The 14,744-nt window shown below is 67.7% G+C and carries 17 protein-coding genes; 13 read left to right on the top strand and 4 right to left on the bottom strand.

Annotated elements, in window-relative coordinates:
* Positions 1 to 66: 66 nt before the first annotated feature.
* The 10 genes from WKW80_RS20100 to WKW80_RS20145 all read left to right on the top strand — a co-directional run bounded on the left by WKW80_RS20100 (position 67) and on the right by WKW80_RS20145 (position 10,000).
* Entirely contained in the window at positions 67 to 825 is a 759-nt protein-coding gene (locus WKW80_RS20100) for a PAS domain-containing transcriptional regulator (RefSeq protein ID WP_340365344.1), read from the top strand.
* 154 nt (positions 826 to 979) lie between these two features.
* Complete coding sequence (locus tag WKW80_RS20105; protein WP_340365345.1) at positions 980 to 1,849, top strand: FAD binding domain-containing protein; 870 nt, start codon at positions 980 to 982, stop codon at positions 1,847 to 1,849.
* Between the two features lie 48 nt (positions 1,850 to 1,897).
* Complete coding sequence (locus WKW80_RS20110; protein WP_340365346.1) at positions 1,898 to 2,464, top strand: (2Fe-2S)-binding protein; 567 nt, start codon at positions 1,898 to 1,900, stop codon at positions 2,462 to 2,464.
* A gap of 47 nt (positions 2,465 to 2,511) precedes the next feature.
* Complete coding sequence (locus WKW80_RS20115) at positions 2,512 to 4,929, top strand: aerobic carbon-monoxide dehydrogenase large subunit (protein WP_340365347.1); 2,418 nt, start codon at positions 2,512 to 2,514, stop codon at positions 4,927 to 4,929.
* Entirely contained in the window at positions 4,926 to 5,621 is a 696-nt protein-coding gene (locus WKW80_RS20120; protein ID WP_340365348.1) for an SRPBCC family protein, read from the top strand. The genes WKW80_RS20115 and WKW80_RS20120 overlap by 4 nt, the downstream gene beginning before the upstream one ends.
* Complete coding sequence (locus tag WKW80_RS20125) at positions 5,618 to 6,526, top strand: AAA family ATPase (RefSeq protein ID WP_340365349.1); 909 nt, start codon at positions 5,618 to 5,620, stop codon at positions 6,524 to 6,526. Before WKW80_RS20120 ends, WKW80_RS20125 begins: the two co-directional genes overlap by 4 nt.
* On the top strand, positions 6,520 to 7,695 hold the full coding sequence (locus tag WKW80_RS20130; RefSeq protein WP_340365350.1) for a vWA domain-containing protein: 1,176 nt from the start codon (positions 6,520 to 6,522) through the stop codon (positions 7,693 to 7,695). The genes WKW80_RS20125 and WKW80_RS20130 overlap by 7 nt, the downstream gene beginning before the upstream one ends.
* A gap of 178 nt (positions 7,696 to 7,873) precedes the next feature.
* The gene (locus WKW80_RS20135) at positions 7,874 to 8,572 is read left to right on the top strand and encodes a nucleotidyltransferase family protein (RefSeq protein WP_340365351.1); all 699 of its coding nucleotides are present in this window, start codon (positions 7,874 to 7,876) and stop codon (positions 8,570 to 8,572) included.
* Positions 8,536 to 9,714, top strand: a complete 1,179-nt coding sequence (locus WKW80_RS20140; RefSeq protein WP_340365352.1) for a hypothetical protein — start codon at positions 8,536 to 8,538, stop codon at positions 9,712 to 9,714. The genes WKW80_RS20135 and WKW80_RS20140 overlap by 37 nt, the downstream gene beginning before the upstream one ends.
* A 94-nt stretch (positions 9,715 to 9,808) precedes the next feature.
* The gene (locus WKW80_RS20145) at positions 9,809 to 10,000 is read left to right on the top strand and encodes a hypothetical protein (protein WP_340365353.1); all 192 of its coding nucleotides are present in this window, start codon (positions 9,809 to 9,811) and stop codon (positions 9,998 to 10,000) included.
* 158 nt (positions 10,001 to 10,158) lie between these two features.
* Here the strand turns inward: WKW80_RS20145 and WKW80_RS20150 are convergent, their stop codons facing one another.
* The 3 genes from WKW80_RS20150 to WKW80_RS20160 all read right to left on the bottom strand — a co-directional run bounded on the left by WKW80_RS20150 (position 10,159) and on the right by WKW80_RS20160 (position 11,467).
* Positions 10,159 to 10,365, bottom strand: a complete 207-nt coding sequence (locus tag WKW80_RS20150; protein WP_340365354.1) for a hypothetical protein — start codon at positions 10,363 to 10,365, stop codon at positions 10,159 to 10,161.
* Positions 10,366 to 10,412: 47 nt separating this feature from the next.
* A complete protein-coding gene (locus tag WKW80_RS20155) occupies positions 10,413 to 10,604 on the bottom strand; it encodes a hypothetical protein (protein ID WP_340365355.1) in 192 nt (63 codons plus the stop codon).
* A gap of 107 nt (positions 10,605 to 10,711) precedes the next feature.
* The gene (locus WKW80_RS20160) at positions 10,712 to 11,467 is read right to left on the bottom strand and encodes an SDR family NAD(P)-dependent oxidoreductase (RefSeq protein ID WP_340365356.1); all 756 of its coding nucleotides are present in this window, start codon (positions 11,465 to 11,467) and stop codon (positions 10,712 to 10,714) included.
* Between the two features lie 164 nt (positions 11,468 to 11,631).
* Here WKW80_RS20160 and WKW80_RS20165 point away from each other — a divergent pair, with 164 nt between their 5' ends.
* Positions 11,632 to 12,363 (top strand): glutathione S-transferase, encoded by a 732-nt coding sequence (locus tag WKW80_RS20165; RefSeq protein ID WP_340365357.1) that lies wholly within the window; start codon positions 11,632 to 11,634, stop codon positions 12,361 to 12,363.
* A 282-nt stretch (positions 12,364 to 12,645) separates the two neighbouring features.
* On the opposite strand, the gene rsmI is transcribed toward WKW80_RS20165, so the two are convergent.
* Positions 12,646 to 13,575, bottom strand: coding sequence for a 16S rRNA (cytidine(1402)-2'-O)-methyltransferase (gene rsmI, locus WKW80_RS20170; RefSeq protein WP_340365358.1), 930 nt, complete (start codon positions 13,573 to 13,575; stop codon positions 12,646 to 12,648).
* A gap of 2 nt (positions 13,576 to 13,577) precedes the next feature.
* Between rsmI and WKW80_RS20175 the strand changes: the two genes are divergently transcribed.
* Entirely contained in the window at positions 13,578 to 13,985 is a 408-nt protein-coding gene (locus WKW80_RS20175; protein ID WP_340365359.1) for a YraN family protein, read from the top strand.
* 65 nt (positions 13,986 to 14,050) lie between these two features.
* The gene (locus tag WKW80_RS20180; RefSeq protein ID WP_340365466.1) at positions 14,051 to 14,689 is read left to right on the top strand and encodes an SIS domain-containing protein; all 639 of its coding nucleotides are present in this window, start codon (positions 14,051 to 14,053) and stop codon (positions 14,687 to 14,689) included.
* Positions 14,690 to 14,744: the final 55 nt, after the last annotated feature.

The following is a 14,744-nucleotide window of genomic DNA, read 5'->3' on the forward strand; positions in this document are numbered from 1 at the left end:
TTTACCCGATGCGCCCCGGTGGTCCGAGCGATTAAATGGTACTTTCGACTTACTGGAGATTCGACCGTGGATGCACGCGTGGGAACCAGCAGCCCGCTCTACCTGCTGGAGCGCAGCGACGTCGGGCTGGTCCAGCTCGACCGCGATCTCAAGGTCGTGGCAATGAACAGCTTCGCGCGCCGCGCACTGCCGGTGGAAGACAAGCAGCCCTTCGAGAAGATGGTGCTGTCCTTCCATCCGGAGCGCTCGCAGTCCAAGGTCAAGTTCCTGCTCGACCAGGCCGAATGCCCGGTCAGCAATCCGCCGCCGATGACGATGATCATCAACATCCCCGAGCGGGTGCTGCTGATCAAGGTGAGCAAGATGTCGGACATGCGCGGCGACACCTTCGGCTACACGCTGGTTTTCTACGACATCACCGACGCGGTGATCCGCGAGGACACGGCGGGGCAGCGCCCCGGGCAAAAGCGCCAGTTGCTCAAGATACCCACGGTGTCGGGCAACCGCATCGTGCTGGTGGATGCGTCCACGGTGCGCTTCATCCGTTCGGAAGGCCACTACACCTGGGTGCACACGGCGCAGGGCTCCAGCTTCTGCAACCTCAACATCGGCGACCTCGAGAGCCGGCTCGACAGTGGCTCCTTCCTGCGCATCCACCGCAGCTACGTGGCCAACCTCGACTTCGCCGAGCAGATCGTGCGCGACGACGGAAAGGTCATGCTCAAGTTGAGCGGCGGCGACGACCACGGGCTGCCGGTGGCGCGCACCAGCGTGCCGCGCCTGCTCGACCGGCTGGGTATCGCGGAGACGGTGGCCGAGCGCTGACGACGAGAGGCGCCGGGCGGCTGCGGCCATCCTGCGCTCGTCGTGCACCGAACGCCGCCGTTCGTGCGGGGTGGCGCGCGGTTCGTGCATGGCATGCGATTGCTGCACTGCACAGTCGATAAGGTCCGAGTCGTTGCATTTGGAGACAGTGACCATGATTCCTGCCGGATTCGAATACCACGCGCCGCGTTCGGTCGCGGACGCCGTCGCCCTGCTCGGCGAGCTGGGCCCCGATGCCAAGCTGCTCGCCGGCGGCCACAGCCTGCTGCCGATGATGAAGCTGCGCTTCGCCACGCCGAGCCACCTGATCGACCTTGGCCGGATCGCGGGCCTGCGCGGCATCTCGCAGGCGGGCAACGAGATCCGCATCGGTGCGATGACCACCGAGGCCGATCTGCTCAAGTCCTCGCTGTTGGCGGAGAAGGTGCCGCTGCTGGTCGAGGGCGCGGGCTGGATCGCCGATCCGCAGGTGCGCTACAAGGGCACGATCGGCGGCGACATCTCGCACGGCGACCCGGGCAACGACCATCCGGCGCTGATGCTGGCGCTCGACGCGTCGTTCGTGCTGGTGGGGCCGAAGGGCGAGCGCGTGGTCAAGGCCGACGGGTACTTCCTCGGCATGTACGCGACGCTGCTGGAGCCCGACGAGGTGATGTCGGAGATCCGCATCCCGATCCCGCCCGCAGGCACGGGCTGGTCGTACCAGAAGCTCAAGCGCAAGATCGGTGACTTCGCCACGGCCGCGACCGCGGTGCTGCTGCAGATGGACGGCGCCAAGGTCGCGAAGGTCAGCATTGCGCTGACCAATGCCGGCGCCACCGCGTTGAAGGCGCGCGAAGCCGAGGCCTCGCTGGTCGGCAAGGCGATCGACAACGCCAGCCTCGACGAAGCCGCGCGCCTGGCGATGAGCATCTGCGACCCGACCCCCGACCAGCGCGGCGACGCGGAATACAAGGTGGCGATGTGCGGCGAGATGACGCGGCGCGCCCTGCTGGCCGCGCACGCACGCACCGCCGGGGCGTAGCGCCGCCACCCCGAAGAAAAACAGATCACCACGATGCAGGAGTCAGAGATGGCGAACACGCACACCGTGTCTTTCAAGCTCAACGGCAAGCCCGTCGACGTGACGGTCGAGTCGCGCGAGCTGCTCATCCACACGCTGCGCGAGCGGCTCGCGCACACCGGTCCGCACATCGGCTGCGAGACCTCGCACTGCGGGGCCTGCACGGTCGACCTGGACGGCATGTCGGTCAAGGCGTGCACCGTGCTCACCGTGCAGTGCGATGGTGCCGACATGGTGACCATCGAGGGGCTCGAACAGGGCGGTGTGCTGCATGCACTGCAGCAGGCCTTCCACGAGGAGCACGGCCTGCAATGCGGCTACTGCACGCCCGGGATGATCACGCGCGCCTACCGCCTGCTGCAGGAGAACCCGGACCCGAGCGAGCAGGAAATCCGCTATGGCCTCGCGGGCAACCTGTGCCGCTGTACGGGCTACCAGAACATCGTCAAGGCGGTGCAGTCCGCCGCGAAGAAGCTCGCGGCGGCGAGGCAGGCCACCCCGGCGCAGCCTGCCGCAGCAGAAGGCGCAGCAGAAGCCGCAGCAGAGACCGCCGCCGCGCAGCCCGTCACGGCCTGACGCCCGTTCCCCAGCTTCCCCCCTCACTCGACAACCGGAGAATCCCCATGGGCGACATGTCCGAACTCCAGGAGCGCGAGCTCAAGCTTCAAGGCATGGGCACGTCCCTGCTGCGCAAGGAAGACGCACGGTTCATCCGCGGCCAGGGCACCTACGTCGACGACATCAAGCTGCCCGGCATGCTGTTCGGCGCGATCGTGCGCAGCCCCTACGCGCATGCGCGCATCAAGGGCATCGACAAATCGAAGGCGCTGGCTTCGCCGGGCGTCGTCGCGGTGCTGACGGCCGATGACCTCAAGCCGGTGAACCTGCACTGGATGCCCACGCTCGGCGGCGACGTGCAGGCGGTGCTGGCCGACAAGAAGGTCTGCTTCCAAATGCAGGAAGTGGCGATGGTGCTGGCCGCCGACCGCTATGCCGCGGCCGACGGCGCCGCGCTGGTCGAGGTCGACTACGAGGAGCTGCCGGCCATCGTCGACCCGAAGAAGTCGATGGCGCCCGACGCACCCGTCATCCGCGAGGACATCGCCGACAAGACCGAAGTCGGCCACGGCCCGCGCACGCATCCCAACCACATCTTCACCTGGGAAGCTGGCGACAAGGCAGCGGCCGACGCGGCCTTTGCCAACGCCGAAGTCACGGTGCGAGAGGAGATCCTGAACCCGCGCGTGCACCCGTGCCCGCTGGAAACCTGCGGCTGCGTCGCGTCGTTCAACAAGGCCACGGGCTACCTCACCGTCTACATGACGACGCAGGCGCCGCACCTCGTGCGCACCGTGCTCGCGATGCTCTCGGGCGTTGCGGAAAGCAAGATCCGCGTGGTGGGCGGCGACATCGGCGGCGGCTTCGGCAACAAGGTGCCGGTGTATCCGGGCTACGTGGTCGCGATCGTCGCGTCGATCGTCAGCGGCGTGCCGATCAAGTGGATCGAATCGCGCATCGACAACATCTCGACCACCGGTTTTGCGCGCGACTACCACGGCGTCGGCGAACTCGCGGCCGACAGCCAAGGGCGCATCAAGGGCCTGCGCTTCACCGCCCTGGCGGACCACGGCGCATTCAACTCGCATGTGTCGGCGACCAAGCTGCCGGCGGGGCTGTTCTCGATCTGCACCGGCTCGTATGCGATCCCCAATGCGTACTGCCGCGTCGATGCGGTCTACACCAACAAGGCGCCGGGCGGCGTGGCCTACCGCTGCTCGCTGCGCGTGACCGAGGCGGTGTACCTCATCGAACGCATGATGGATGTGCTGGCACTCAAGCTCGGCCTCGACAAGGCCGAGGTCCGGCGGCGCAACTTCGTGAAGGCCGAGCAGTTCCCGTACACCACCTCGCTGGGCTGGACGCTGGACAGCGGCAACTACGAGCCTGCGCTCGACAAGGTGCTGAAGGCCGTCGACTATGAAGGACTCCGCCGCGAGCAGGCGGCACGCCGCGCCGACCCGAACGCGGAGTCGCTGATGGGCATCGGCATCGCGACCTTCACCGAGATCGTCGGCGCCGGGCCGACCAAGGTCTGCGACATCCTCGGCATCGGCCTGTTCGACAGCTGCGAGATCCGCGTGCATCCCACCGGCGGCGTGATCGCGCGGCTCGGCACGATGACGCAGGGCCAGGGCCATGCGACGACCTACGCGCAGATCATCGCCACCGAGCTGGGCCTGCCGGCCAGCGACATCGTGGTGGAAGAGGGCGACACCGACAAGGCGCCCTACGGCGCGGGCACCTGGGGCTCGCGCTCGACGCCGGTGTCGGGCGCGGCCACGGCGCAGGCCGCGCGCAAGATCAAGGACAAGGCCAGGAAGATCGCGGCGCATCTGCTCGAAGTGGCCGAGGGCGACCTCGAATGGGAGATCGACCGGTTCAAGGTCAAGGGCAACCCGGGCGCGTCCAGGACCATGAAGGAGATCTGCATGGTCTCGCACACCGGCAACCTGCCGCCGGGCATGGAGCAGGGCCTGAACGCGGTCGCCTACTACGACCCGCCGAACATGACCTACCCGTTCGGCACCTACCTCTGCGTGGTCGACGTCGACAGGTTCACCGGCGTGGTCACGGTGCGCCGCTTCTACGCGCTCGACGACTGCGGCACGCGCATCAACCCGATGGTCATCGAAGGGCAGATCCACGGCGGACTGACCGAAGCCTTCGCGGTGGCGATGGGGCAGCAGATTCCCTTCGACGAGAACGGCAACCACCTCGGCAACAGCCTGATGGACTACTTCCTGCCGACCTCGATGGAAACGCCGCACTGGGAAACCGACCACACCGTGACGCCGTGCCCGCACCATCCGATCGGCGCCAAGGGCGTGGCCGAATCGCCGCACGTGGGCGGCATCCCGTGCTTCAGCAACGCGGTGATCGATGCGTTCGCGCACCTCGGCGTGACGCACATGGACATGCCGCACACCGCCTGGCGCGTATGGCAGCAATGCCATGCGCTGGGCATCGACAAGCGCACATGAAGGTCACGCTCGAAAAAACCTTCGCGATGCCCGGGTCCGCGGACGCGGCGTGGGCCGTGCTGCAGGACATCGATGCGGTGGCGGGCTGCATGCCCGGCGCGAGGATCACCGAGCGCATCGACGCGACGCACTTCAAGGGCACCGTGGGCGTGAAGTTCGGGCCGGCGAGCATGTCGTTCCGCGGCGAGGTGGAGATCGTGTCGATGGATGCCGCGGGCCGGACGCTGCGCCTCGTGGGCAAGGGGACGGACACCACCGGCGGTTCCGGCGCGGCAATGGACTTGACGGCGCGCGTCGAGGCCGTCGATGCGACGGCATGCAATCTCGTGGGCACCAGCGAGGTGTCGATGAGCGGCAAGGCGGCGGCGTTCGGCGGACGCATGATGGACTCGGTGGCGGACCAGGTGCTGAAGCAGTTCGCGGGCAACTTCGCGGCGAAGGTGCAGGCGGTGCAGGCCTTGGGTGCAGCCGCGACGCCTGTGCCGGATGCGCCGGTGGGTGAGGCGGCTGCGGCTGCGGCTGCGTCGTCCGCTCTGGCCTCGTCCGCTGCGGCGTCGTCCGCGTCGGCACCGGCCGCGCCGCCCGCTGTCGCGCCGCCACCCGCCGAAGCCCCGCAACTCAACGCCTTCGCGCTCGCCTGGGCCATCTTCAAGGATTGGCTGCGCTCGCTGTTCGGCGCCAGACGCGCATGACGCTCGCCGCACGCTCGCTCGAACTCGCCGCCTTGCAGCAGCAGCTCGGCGACGCGGGCTACATCGCGGAACCGGGCCTGGTGGCCGCGCTGCTGCTGATGCAGGACCTCGGCCGTCCGCTGCTGCTCGAGGGCGATGCCGGCGTCGGCAAGACCGAGATCGCCAAGGTGCTCGCCCAGGTGCGCGGCACGCGGTTGATCCGGCTGCAGTGCTACGAAGGACTCGACGCGCACGCGGCGATGTACGAGTGGAACTACCAGCGCCAGCTGCTCGCGATCAAGCTGCTCGAACAGGACGAGCGCGCGAGCTCGAAGGACCTGGCGCAGAAGGAGCAGGACATCTTCTCGGAGCGCTACCTGCTCAAGCGCCCGCTGCTGGAGGCGATCACCTGCGACGCGCCGCCGGTGCTGCTGATCGACGAGGTCGATCGCGCCGATGAGGCCTTCGAGGCCTACCTGCTCGAACTGCTGTCGGACTTCCAGCTCTCCATCCCCGAGCTCGGCACGGTGCACGCGACCAGCCGTCCGATGGTGGTGATCACCTCGAACGGCACGCGCGAGTTGTCGGATGCGCTGCGGCGCCGCTGCCTCTACCAGTTCATCGACTATCCGGACCACGAGAAGGAGCTGGCGATCGTGCGCAAGAAGGCGCCCGATGCGGCAGCCCAACTGGCGCAGCAGATCGTGTCCTTCGTGCAGGCGGTGCGGCGCATGGACCTGCAGAAGAAGCCGGGCATCGCCGAGACGCTGGACTGGACGGCTGCGCTGCTGCGCCTGGGCATTTCGGTGATCGACATCGACGGCACCGAGCGCATCATGGAAACGCTGAGTGCTTTGATCAAGACCCGCGACGACCGCGCCGCCTTTCCGCGCGCGGCGGTCGCGCGACTGGCGGCTGCATGCTGACGCTGGACCCCTCCGCCAATTCCTCCGGAGACGTCTCGGTCGACGACCGGGCGGCCACGCACCTTGCCGGCTTTCTCGGCTTCCTGCGCGCCAACGGCTTTGCGGTCGGCGGTGCCGATGCGGTCGCAGTGCTGCAGACCGCGCAGCGCGTCGGCGTGCTCGACCCGCACATCCTGCGCTGGAGCCTGCAGGCGCTGCTGTGCGGCCGCCGCGACGAATGGCGGCGCTTCGACGAACTCTTCGATGCGTGGTTCCTGCCCGCGAACCGCTGGCAGCGGCCCGAGCGCCGTGCCGCGGATGCCGAGGGCCTGAGCGGCGACCGCCCCGACAGCAGCGCGCGCGACCGCGATGCCTCGGACGAAGACGACGAGGATGAAGACCCGCATCGCCGCGACGCCGCCAGCCGCGAGGAAGTCCTGCGCTCCACCGACTTCCGCGATCTCACGGCACGCGAGCACACGCTGGACATCGAAGCGCTGATGCGCAGCTTCGCGCGCCGCCTCAAGCACCTGCGGCTGCGCCGCGAAGCCCGCGCGAACCACGGCCGTCGGCTCGACCTGCCGGCGACGATCCGCCGCAGCGTGGCCAGCGGCGGCACGCCCTTCCACCTCGCCTGGAAAGACCACCGGCGCGTGCGTCCGCGCCTGGTGCTGCTCATCGACGTGAGCCGCTCGATGGCGGCCTACAGCTTCTTCTACCTGCGCTTGGCGCGGGCGCTCGGTGCCGAGCTGGCGGACGTGCACAGCTTCATCTTCCACACGCGCGTGACGGCGGTGACGCGCGCCCTGCACGACCCCGATCCGTGGCGCGCGCAGGAGCAGCTGCACCTCATCGCGCAGGGTTGGGCCGGCGGCACGCGCATCGGCGAGAGCCTGGCGCAGTTCAACCGCGAGCATGCGCCGCGCATCGTGCATTCCCGCACCGCCGTCATCGTCATGAGCGATGGCTACGATACCGGTGAGCCGTCGCAGTTGTCCGATGCGCTCGTGCAACTGCGGCGCCGTGCGCGCCGCATCGTCTGGCTCAACCCGCTGTGCAATCGGCCGGGCTACGCGCCGATTTGCCAGGGCATGCAGGCCGCGATGCCGCACCTCGACCTGCTGGCGCCCGGCGCTGACCTCGCCAGCATCGGCGCCGTGATGCCCCGCCTCATCGAGGCGCTGAGATGAAACACCCCGAAGCGCCTGCGGCACTTCCCCCTCGAGTCCCCTCGAGGGGGCGATACCAGCGGCGCGGCAAAGCCGGTTCCGCGGTATCCCTGGCATCTGACGACACCGGTTACATGCGCCGCGGGTCACGCAATAGCGAGGTGGAAAACCGAGATGAACTTCGAAGAAGGAGCCTGACATGGGCTGCATCCTCAAGGGCAACAGCGGCCTCTACAGCCGCATGACGGTCGGCGCGGTGCTGCTCGCGGCCGGCGCGGGCTCGCGCATGGGCGGTCGGCCGAAGGCGCTGCTCGAGCTTGGCGGCGTGCCGCTGGTCCTGCGGCAGCTGATCGCGCTGTCGGGCGCCGGTGTGGACGAGGTCGCCGTGGTGCTCGGCCATCATGCCGATGCCGTCGAGGTGGCGGTGCGCAGCTTCCCGATCACACTCGTGCGCAATCCGAATCCCGACGACGGCCAGCCTTCGTCGGTGCGCATCGGACTGCAGGCGCTGTCGCCGAAGCTCGATGCGGTGATGGTCGCGCTGGCGGACCAGCCGTTGATCGATGCGCAGGACGTCATCGACCTCATCGGCGCCTTCAAGAAGCGCGGCGACGCGGCGATGGTGGTGCCGCGCGTGCGCCAGGAAGACGGCAGCACCGCGCCAGGCAATCCGGTGATCTTCGATGCGGCGCTGCGCGAGGAGTGGCTGGCCGGCGACGCCAACCTTGCATGCCGGCGCTGGCGGCAGTCGCATCCCGAACGCGTGCGCTGGTTCGACACCGACAACCGGCGCTATCGCATCGACATCGACACGCCCGAAGACCTCGAGCGCTTCGCAGCATCCACCGGCCACGTGCTGACATGGCCCGCATCGGCAGCACTCGCCGCGGCGACATGAACGACGATCTGCCCCACAGCCCTTCCGTCGCGCGATTGACCATCGCGCGAGCGACGGCGTGGGCATTGCTGCTGGCGGGATGGGTCGGCCTGGGGGGCGTGGCGCTGTCATTGACGCCGAGGCTGGATGGCGTCTACGCGCTCGTCGCCGCATGGCTGCTGTCGCTCGGCATCGCAGCCACGATTGCCACGCGCGACAGCCTTCGCGCCCGGGCGCGGCGCATCGCCGTGGGTCTTTGCGCGGCGATCACTGCCGCGACGCTGGCATGGTCGACGCACGGCGGTGGCTTGCCCGCGTTGCTTGTGGCGCTGGCCGGGTGGGCCGGGCTCACGGCGCTTGCCTCCGGCGTGGTGCGCAGCGCTCGCCTGGCCCAGCGCGCACGGCCTGCGCCGCCCATCGGTGCCGCGAGCCTGGGCGCAGTGTGCGCCACCATCGCGATCGCCGATCCGGCGGACGCTCGGGCGCTGTCGCTTCGACTCGGCGTGCTGGTGCTGGTCGCGGCCCTCGCGCTGGCACTGCTGCAGATCAGCGACCGTCCCGGCAATGCCGCAAGCCGCTGCCGTGCCGGGTTGTTCGATTGCTCGCTGCCAGCCTGGCCGGCAGGCGCATGGCACGACGCGCAGCAATGGCCGGTATTGCTGGCCGGACTCGCCATGCTGCCCATGATGGCGGCGCTGCCGATGATGGTTGCATGGTGCCGTGCCGAGGCCGTTGCGCCACAAGGGATGGTGGCGCTGCATTTCGTCGCCATGTTCGTGCCGGCACTGTTGCTGCGGCGATCGGTTGCCCAGTGGCCGGCGCGCATTCTGGCGGTGGTGTGCACGCTTCTGCTGGCATCGGGCGCCATTGCGGCCATCTGGGCGAGCACACCCTACAACCTGTTCGGCGTGGCCTTGGCCCATGGTGCCGCATGGTCGCTGGCTTGGACGGGCCAGCTCTGGTCGCCCGACAGACGCAGCCGCCAAGGCACGTCGCCGCTGCTTCCGGCCATTGGCTATGCGGCGCTGACGATGGCCGTTGGCGTGGTGGTCGAGCGATGGGGCCCCGCGGGGCTGGCGGTCATGCAGGCCGCATTGGGACTTGCCGCGGCACTCGCCTGGGGGTATGTCACGGCCATCCGTGAGCATCTCCCGACTGCATGAGGCTGACTGGCGCCTGATTCGATCGCAAAAATATTCAGTAATGCCAAATCATTCGTTGCTGTAATTTTTGTACACATTTGGTATTATTTGTTTCATGCCTTCTGATCATGAAACGAACTTTGGATGGTGGGTCGACAAGCCCGAACGCCCCAGCCGCCCCGCCGCATTCACAGGCGTGAAACGTCATTCGCGCAAGGCGGATTTCGTCTGGCGTTATCTCGTAACGATCGTGGTTCTGATGTTCGCCTTCATCCTTGCGATGGTGTATCTGGCGAAGCATCTGTAACTTCCGCCACCGGCGGCACCGCCTCGCCGCGGACTCGCCGGGCCAGTCCCCTTACTGCACTCCGTATCGGAATCTGAACTCGACTCATCGGCACTCGTCGCCGGTCGCCGGTCGCCCGGCGCAACGCCCTCTAGGCGCGAGTCACGGGTTTCCCAATATCAGAAGGTAGAAGTCGCCCATTTCGCCGCCCGGCGAAATGAGGGGAAAGTGCTGAGTTCCTTGCGCAGGCGTTCGCGCGTTGCGCGCCGGAGCGCGACGGATTCGAGCGCACTGGCAACGGCCTGTGCGGTTCTCGCGTCGGTCGGAGGCTGTGCGCGAATGGCGCGGGCGATCTGACGGAGTTGGTCGACCGTCAGGCGCAGCACGTCGTCCGCGGGCTCAACCGAAGTTTCGAAGGATGGGTTCTCAAAGCTCACAGGGTGACCAGCAAGCGGAACAACACCGGCATGGCAACGCCAAGAACAAGCAACATCGCGTTGCGGCGCCAACCGGCCCTTCGGCGTTCGCGCTCGTTTTCCCGGTAAGAAGCCCGGAAAGCAGCCAGCTCCGTCGGATCGGACTTGTCTTTCCACCATTCGTGAGAACTATGTGTGTTTTGTGACATGTAAGCGATTGTGCTTACATTCAGTCTCAAACGCTAGCAGTTAAGCACACCAAAGTTCACAAAAAGTCACAATAGTGTCTTGAGGGTTACTTTTTCCGGGTCGCAGCTCAACTCCAGCCAGCGTCGACGATGAAGTTCTGGGCGCTGCACATGCGCGAATCGTCCGCGGCCAGGAACAGCGCCATGGCGGCAATGTCGGTGCCCATCACGCGGCCCGGCAGGCACTGTGCGGCGTCGATTTCGGCCGCGGATTCCGGCTTGACCCACAGCTTGAGCTGGCGTTCGGTCATCACCCAGCCCGGCACGATCGTGTTGACACGAATGTTCTGCTTGCCCAGGTCGCGCGCCAGCGTCCGGCTCAGCCCTTGGGCGGCCGACTTGCAGGTCGCATAGACCGACAGGTCGGCATTCTTGTTCATCCAGCTCACCGAGCCCAGGTTGACGATGCTGCCACCGCCCATCTGCGCCATGTCGGGTGCCACGGCCTGGGCCGCGAAATACTGGTGCTTGAGGTTCACGGCCACCGTGCGGTCGAAGAACTCGGGCGTCACGTCGGCCACCTTGTGGCGCGTGTCGTTGGCTGCGTTGTTGAGCAGCACGCCGATCGGTCCGAAGCGCGTGCGCACCGCGGCGATGGCCGCGCGCAAGGCCTCGATGTCGGTGATGTCGCAGTGCTGGTAGAGGACCGAGGCGGCCCCCAGCTTCTGCGCCAGCGCCTCGCCCGACGCGTCGTCGATGTCGACGAATCCGACGTTCGAACCCTGCGCCGCAAACGCGGTGACCAAGTCCGCGCCAATGCCCGAGGCACCCCCGGAGATGAAGACAGTGCGGCCCTTCAGCGAGGGGTAGATGGCATGGGTCATCGCAACTCTTTCGGCAATTAATAGACAGCGGGGAAGCAGACTGTAGCGGCGAAATCGAATTTGTTCGAGCGTCGATCAAAGTCCTTGGCTTGCCGTCGGGCCCAGCCTTCGCCTAATCTGGGCTTGCTTGCAGACGGACGTCAAAAAAATGGCGAGGCTCCCTGATGACTTACCAATTGCACTACTGGCCCACCATCCAGGGTCGTGGCGAATTCGTCCGGCTGGCGCTGGAGGCGGCCGGCGTCGACTATGTAGACGTCGCGCGCGAGCCGCCCGGCCGCGGCGGCGGCGAAGCCGAGTTGGTGCGTCGGCTCAAAGACCCCCATAACCCCTGGCCGCCATTCGCGCCGCCGTTTCTCGTCCACGGCTCCATCGTGGTCGGCCAGACGGCGGCCATCCTGCTTTATCTCGGCCCGCGCCTGCACCTGGTCGGCGACACGGAAGAAGAGCGCATCTGGACCCACCAGCTGCAGCTCACCGTTGCTGACGCGGTGGCCGAGGTGCACGACACCCATCACCCTGTCGGTACCGGCCTCTATTACGAAGACCAGAAGCCCGAGGCGGCGCGCGTGGCCCAGTCGTTTCGCGATGAGCGCATTCCCAAGTTCCTCGGCTGGTTCGAGCAGGTGCTGCGACGCAATCCCGCCGGCGATACGCATCTGGTCGGCCATGCGTTGAGCTATGCCGACCTGTCGTTGTTCCAGTTGGTGGACGGCTTGCGCTACGCCTTCCCCAAGGCCACGGCGCGCGCGTTGGCGGCGACGCCTGCGGTGGCCAAGCTGCATGCGAACGTCGCACGCCGGCAGCGCGTGCACGAGTACCTGAAAAGCCCGCGCCGCATCGCGTTCAACGAGGACGGGATTTTTCGGCGGTATCCCGAACTGGATGGTGATTGACCACCCCCGAAGCGCCTGCGGCGTCTCCCCCTCCAGGGGGCGCACCCAGCGGCCCGGCAAAGCCGGTTCCGCGGGTGCCCACGAACAGACTTCGCAGTGCTCGTCCTGGGTTCATGCGTGCGAGTCACTCAACAGCGTGGCGGAGAACGGAATTGAGACTACCGGAACCCGCGACGCGTGAAGCCGGCGGGTCAAATGCCAGGGATACCGCGGAACCGGCTTTGCCGGGCCGCTGGTATCGCCCCCTGGAGGGGGAGGCGCCTGCGGCGCTTCGGGGGTGAGTCACTCCCCCGCGCGCAGTTTCAGCGCAGTCTCATAGAGCGCATTGCGCGGCGCGCCGCTGATCTCCGCCGCGAGCTTCACTGCCGTCTTCACCGGCAACTCGGCCAGCAACAGCTTCAGCACGCGCTCGCCGTCGCCTGTGCTGTCGGTTGCTTTCGGCGCGGGATGCAGCACCAGCGCGAACTCCCCTCGGGTGCGCTGCGCGCCGGCTGCAAGCCAGCCGGCCAGGTCGTGGGCTGCGACGGTGGCGATCTCTTCGAACTGCTTGGTGAGTTCCCGGCCCAGCGTGACCCGTCTCGGTCCCAGCACGGCCAACGCGCGGGCCATTGCCTCGATGCGATGGGGCGCTTCGAGCAGCAGCACGGCGCGCGGCTCCGTTGCCAGGCGCTGCACGGCGGCGTCACGCTCGCCGGCCTTGCTCGGCAGGAAGCCGGCAAAGACGAATGCGCTGCCGTCGTCTTCCGCACCGACCAGGCCGGCCGCGCTCAGCAGCGTGGTCACGCTGCTGGCGCCCGGCAGGGGCAGCACGCGATGGCCGGCCTCGCGCACGGCTGCTGCGAGACGCGCGCCCGGGTCGCTCACGCCGGGCGTGCCGGCATCGCTGACGTAGGCGATGCGCTCACCCTGCGCGAGTCGGGTAATCACGCCCTGTGCCGCCTCGGCCTCGTTGTGCTGATGCACGGCCAGCAATCGAGCGGCCGGGCGGTCGATGCCGTAGGCACGCAGCAGGCCCTGGGTGTGGCGCGTGTCCTCGCAGGCGATGGCGTCGGCAATCTCCAGCACATGGAGGGCACGCAAGGTGATGTCGGCCAGGTTGCCGATCGGCGTCGCGGCGACATACAGCGTGCCGTGCGGATAATGCTGCGCACCCGCGGCGTCGCGCGCCGCCTGCAGTGCGGCGCCGAACGAGGCGGGGATCAGGGAGCTCAAAGGTGTTTCTCCAGAACAAGCGATCAGGAACAGGTGCCGCGCGCGCCGGCGTGACGACCAAGCAGCGCGGCGATGCGGGTGAAGACGCGGCGCTTGCGCATTTGCTCGAGGCGGGCCTCGCGTTCGTCGCGCGCAATTATCGAACCCCGGGCCGCGGCGGCGGCGAGATCGACCTGATCATGCGCGACCCGCGCGACGACACGCTGGTGTTCGTCGAAGTGCGGCGGCGCGCGAGCGGCTCGCACGGCGGCGCGGGCGGCAGCATCACGGGCCTCAAGCAGCACCGCGTCATCGTCGCCGCGCGGCACTACCTGATGAATCTGCGCACGCTGCCGCCGTGCCGGTTCGACGTGGTGCTGGTCGAGGCCGGCCGCATCGAATGGCTGCGGGGAGCGTTCGATGCAGGCTGAGCGGCCCGCGGAACTTGCGGGCCTCTCCAATTTCTATCCGTCTACCCATCGTTATCATCCGCACCATGCTCGAGCAACGCATCCAGCAGCACTTCATCGATAGCGCTGATCTCAAATACCAGGCGGGCACTGTCCTCAGCAAGCCTATTTCGCAAGCAATGCAGGCACTGCTGGCCTGCGTCACCAGCGGCGGCAAGATCCTCGCGTGCGGGGCCGGCGTGTCCGGCTTGCTCGCGGCACAATTCGCGGCCCAATTCGTTGGCCGTTTCGAACGCGACCGGCCCGAACTCGGCGCCATCGCGCTCGCAGGAGACAGTGCCGACCCGCTCGCCGACACACCTGCAGCCGCCGACGCCGATCGCTTTGCGCGCCAGGTGCGCGCATTGGGCCAGGCCGGCGACGTGCTGCTCGTGCTCAGCGCGAGCGGGCAATCCGCAGCGATCCTCGCCGCGGTCGAGGCGGCGCATGCGCGCGACATGACCGTCGTTGCCTTGCTCGGCCTTGCGCCAGGCGGGGGGCGCACAAGCAATGGCGGCGTTGTCGGACGCGCGTTGCGGGAAACCGATGTTCAAGTGTGCGTACCCCATGAGCGGGCGGCGCGCATCCACGAAGTCCACCTTCTGACGCTGCACTGCCTCTGCGATGGTGTTGACGCCCAACTGCTCGGCGAGCAGGAAAACGACACATCGCAGCTCCCGGTCTGAGTGGAGCGAGCGTGAAAAAACGGTGGGCTAAACTGACCGCGAGCCCGCTGCCTGC

Source organism: Variovorax humicola, from assembly GCF_037889915.1.
GTDB classification, from domain to species: domain Bacteria; phylum Pseudomonadota; class Gammaproteobacteria; order Burkholderiales; family Burkholderiaceae_C; genus Variovorax; species Variovorax humicola.

Bases quoted from the DNA above. Each gene is read 5' to 3' on its own strand.
- WKW80_RS20105 (WP_340365345.1), top strand. From the start codon at position 980: ATGATTCCTGCCGGATTCGAATACCACGCGCCGCGTTCGGTCGCGGAC.
- WKW80_RS20110 (WP_340365346.1), top strand. From the start codon at position 1,898: ATGGCGAACACGCACACCGTGTCTTTCAAGCTCAACGGCAAGCCCGTC.
- WKW80_RS20115 (WP_340365347.1), top strand. From the start codon at position 2,512: ATGGGCGACATGTCCGAACTCCAGGAGCGCGAGCTCAAGCTTCAAGGC.
- WKW80_RS20120 (WP_340365348.1), top strand. From the start codon at position 4,926: ATGAAGGTCACGCTCGAAAAAACCTTCGCGATGCCCGGGTCCGCGGAC.
- WKW80_RS20125 (WP_340365349.1), top strand. From the start codon at position 5,618: ATGACGCTCGCCGCACGCTCGCTCGAACTCGCCGCCTTGCAGCAGCAG.
- WKW80_RS20130 (WP_340365350.1), top strand. From the start codon at position 6,520: ATGCTGACGCTGGACCCCTCCGCCAATTCCTCCGGAGACGTCTCGGTC.
- WKW80_RS20135 (WP_340365351.1), top strand. From the start codon at position 7,874: ATGGGCTGCATCCTCAAGGGCAACAGCGGCCTCTACAGCCGCATGACG.
- WKW80_RS20140 (WP_340365352.1), top strand. From the start codon at position 8,536: ATGGCCCGCATCGGCAGCACTCGCCGCGGCGACATGAACGACGATCTG.
- WKW80_RS20145 (WP_340365353.1), top strand. From the start codon at position 9,809: ATGCCTTCTGATCATGAAACGAACTTTGGATGGTGGGTCGACAAGCCC.
- WKW80_RS20155 (WP_340365355.1), bottom strand. From the start codon at position 10,604: ATGTCACAAAACACACATAGTTCTCACGAATGGTGGAAAGACAAGTCC.
- WKW80_RS20160 (WP_340365356.1), bottom strand. From the start codon at position 11,467: ATGACCCATGCCATCTACCCCTCGCTGAAGGGCCGCACTGTCTTCATC.
- WKW80_RS20165 (WP_340365357.1), top strand. From the start codon at position 11,632: ATGACTTACCAATTGCACTACTGGCCCACCATCCAGGGTCGTGGCGAA.
- WKW80_RS20180 (WP_340365466.1), top strand. From the start codon at position 14,051: ATGCTCGAGCAACGCATCCAGCAGCACTTCATCGATAGCGCTGATCTC.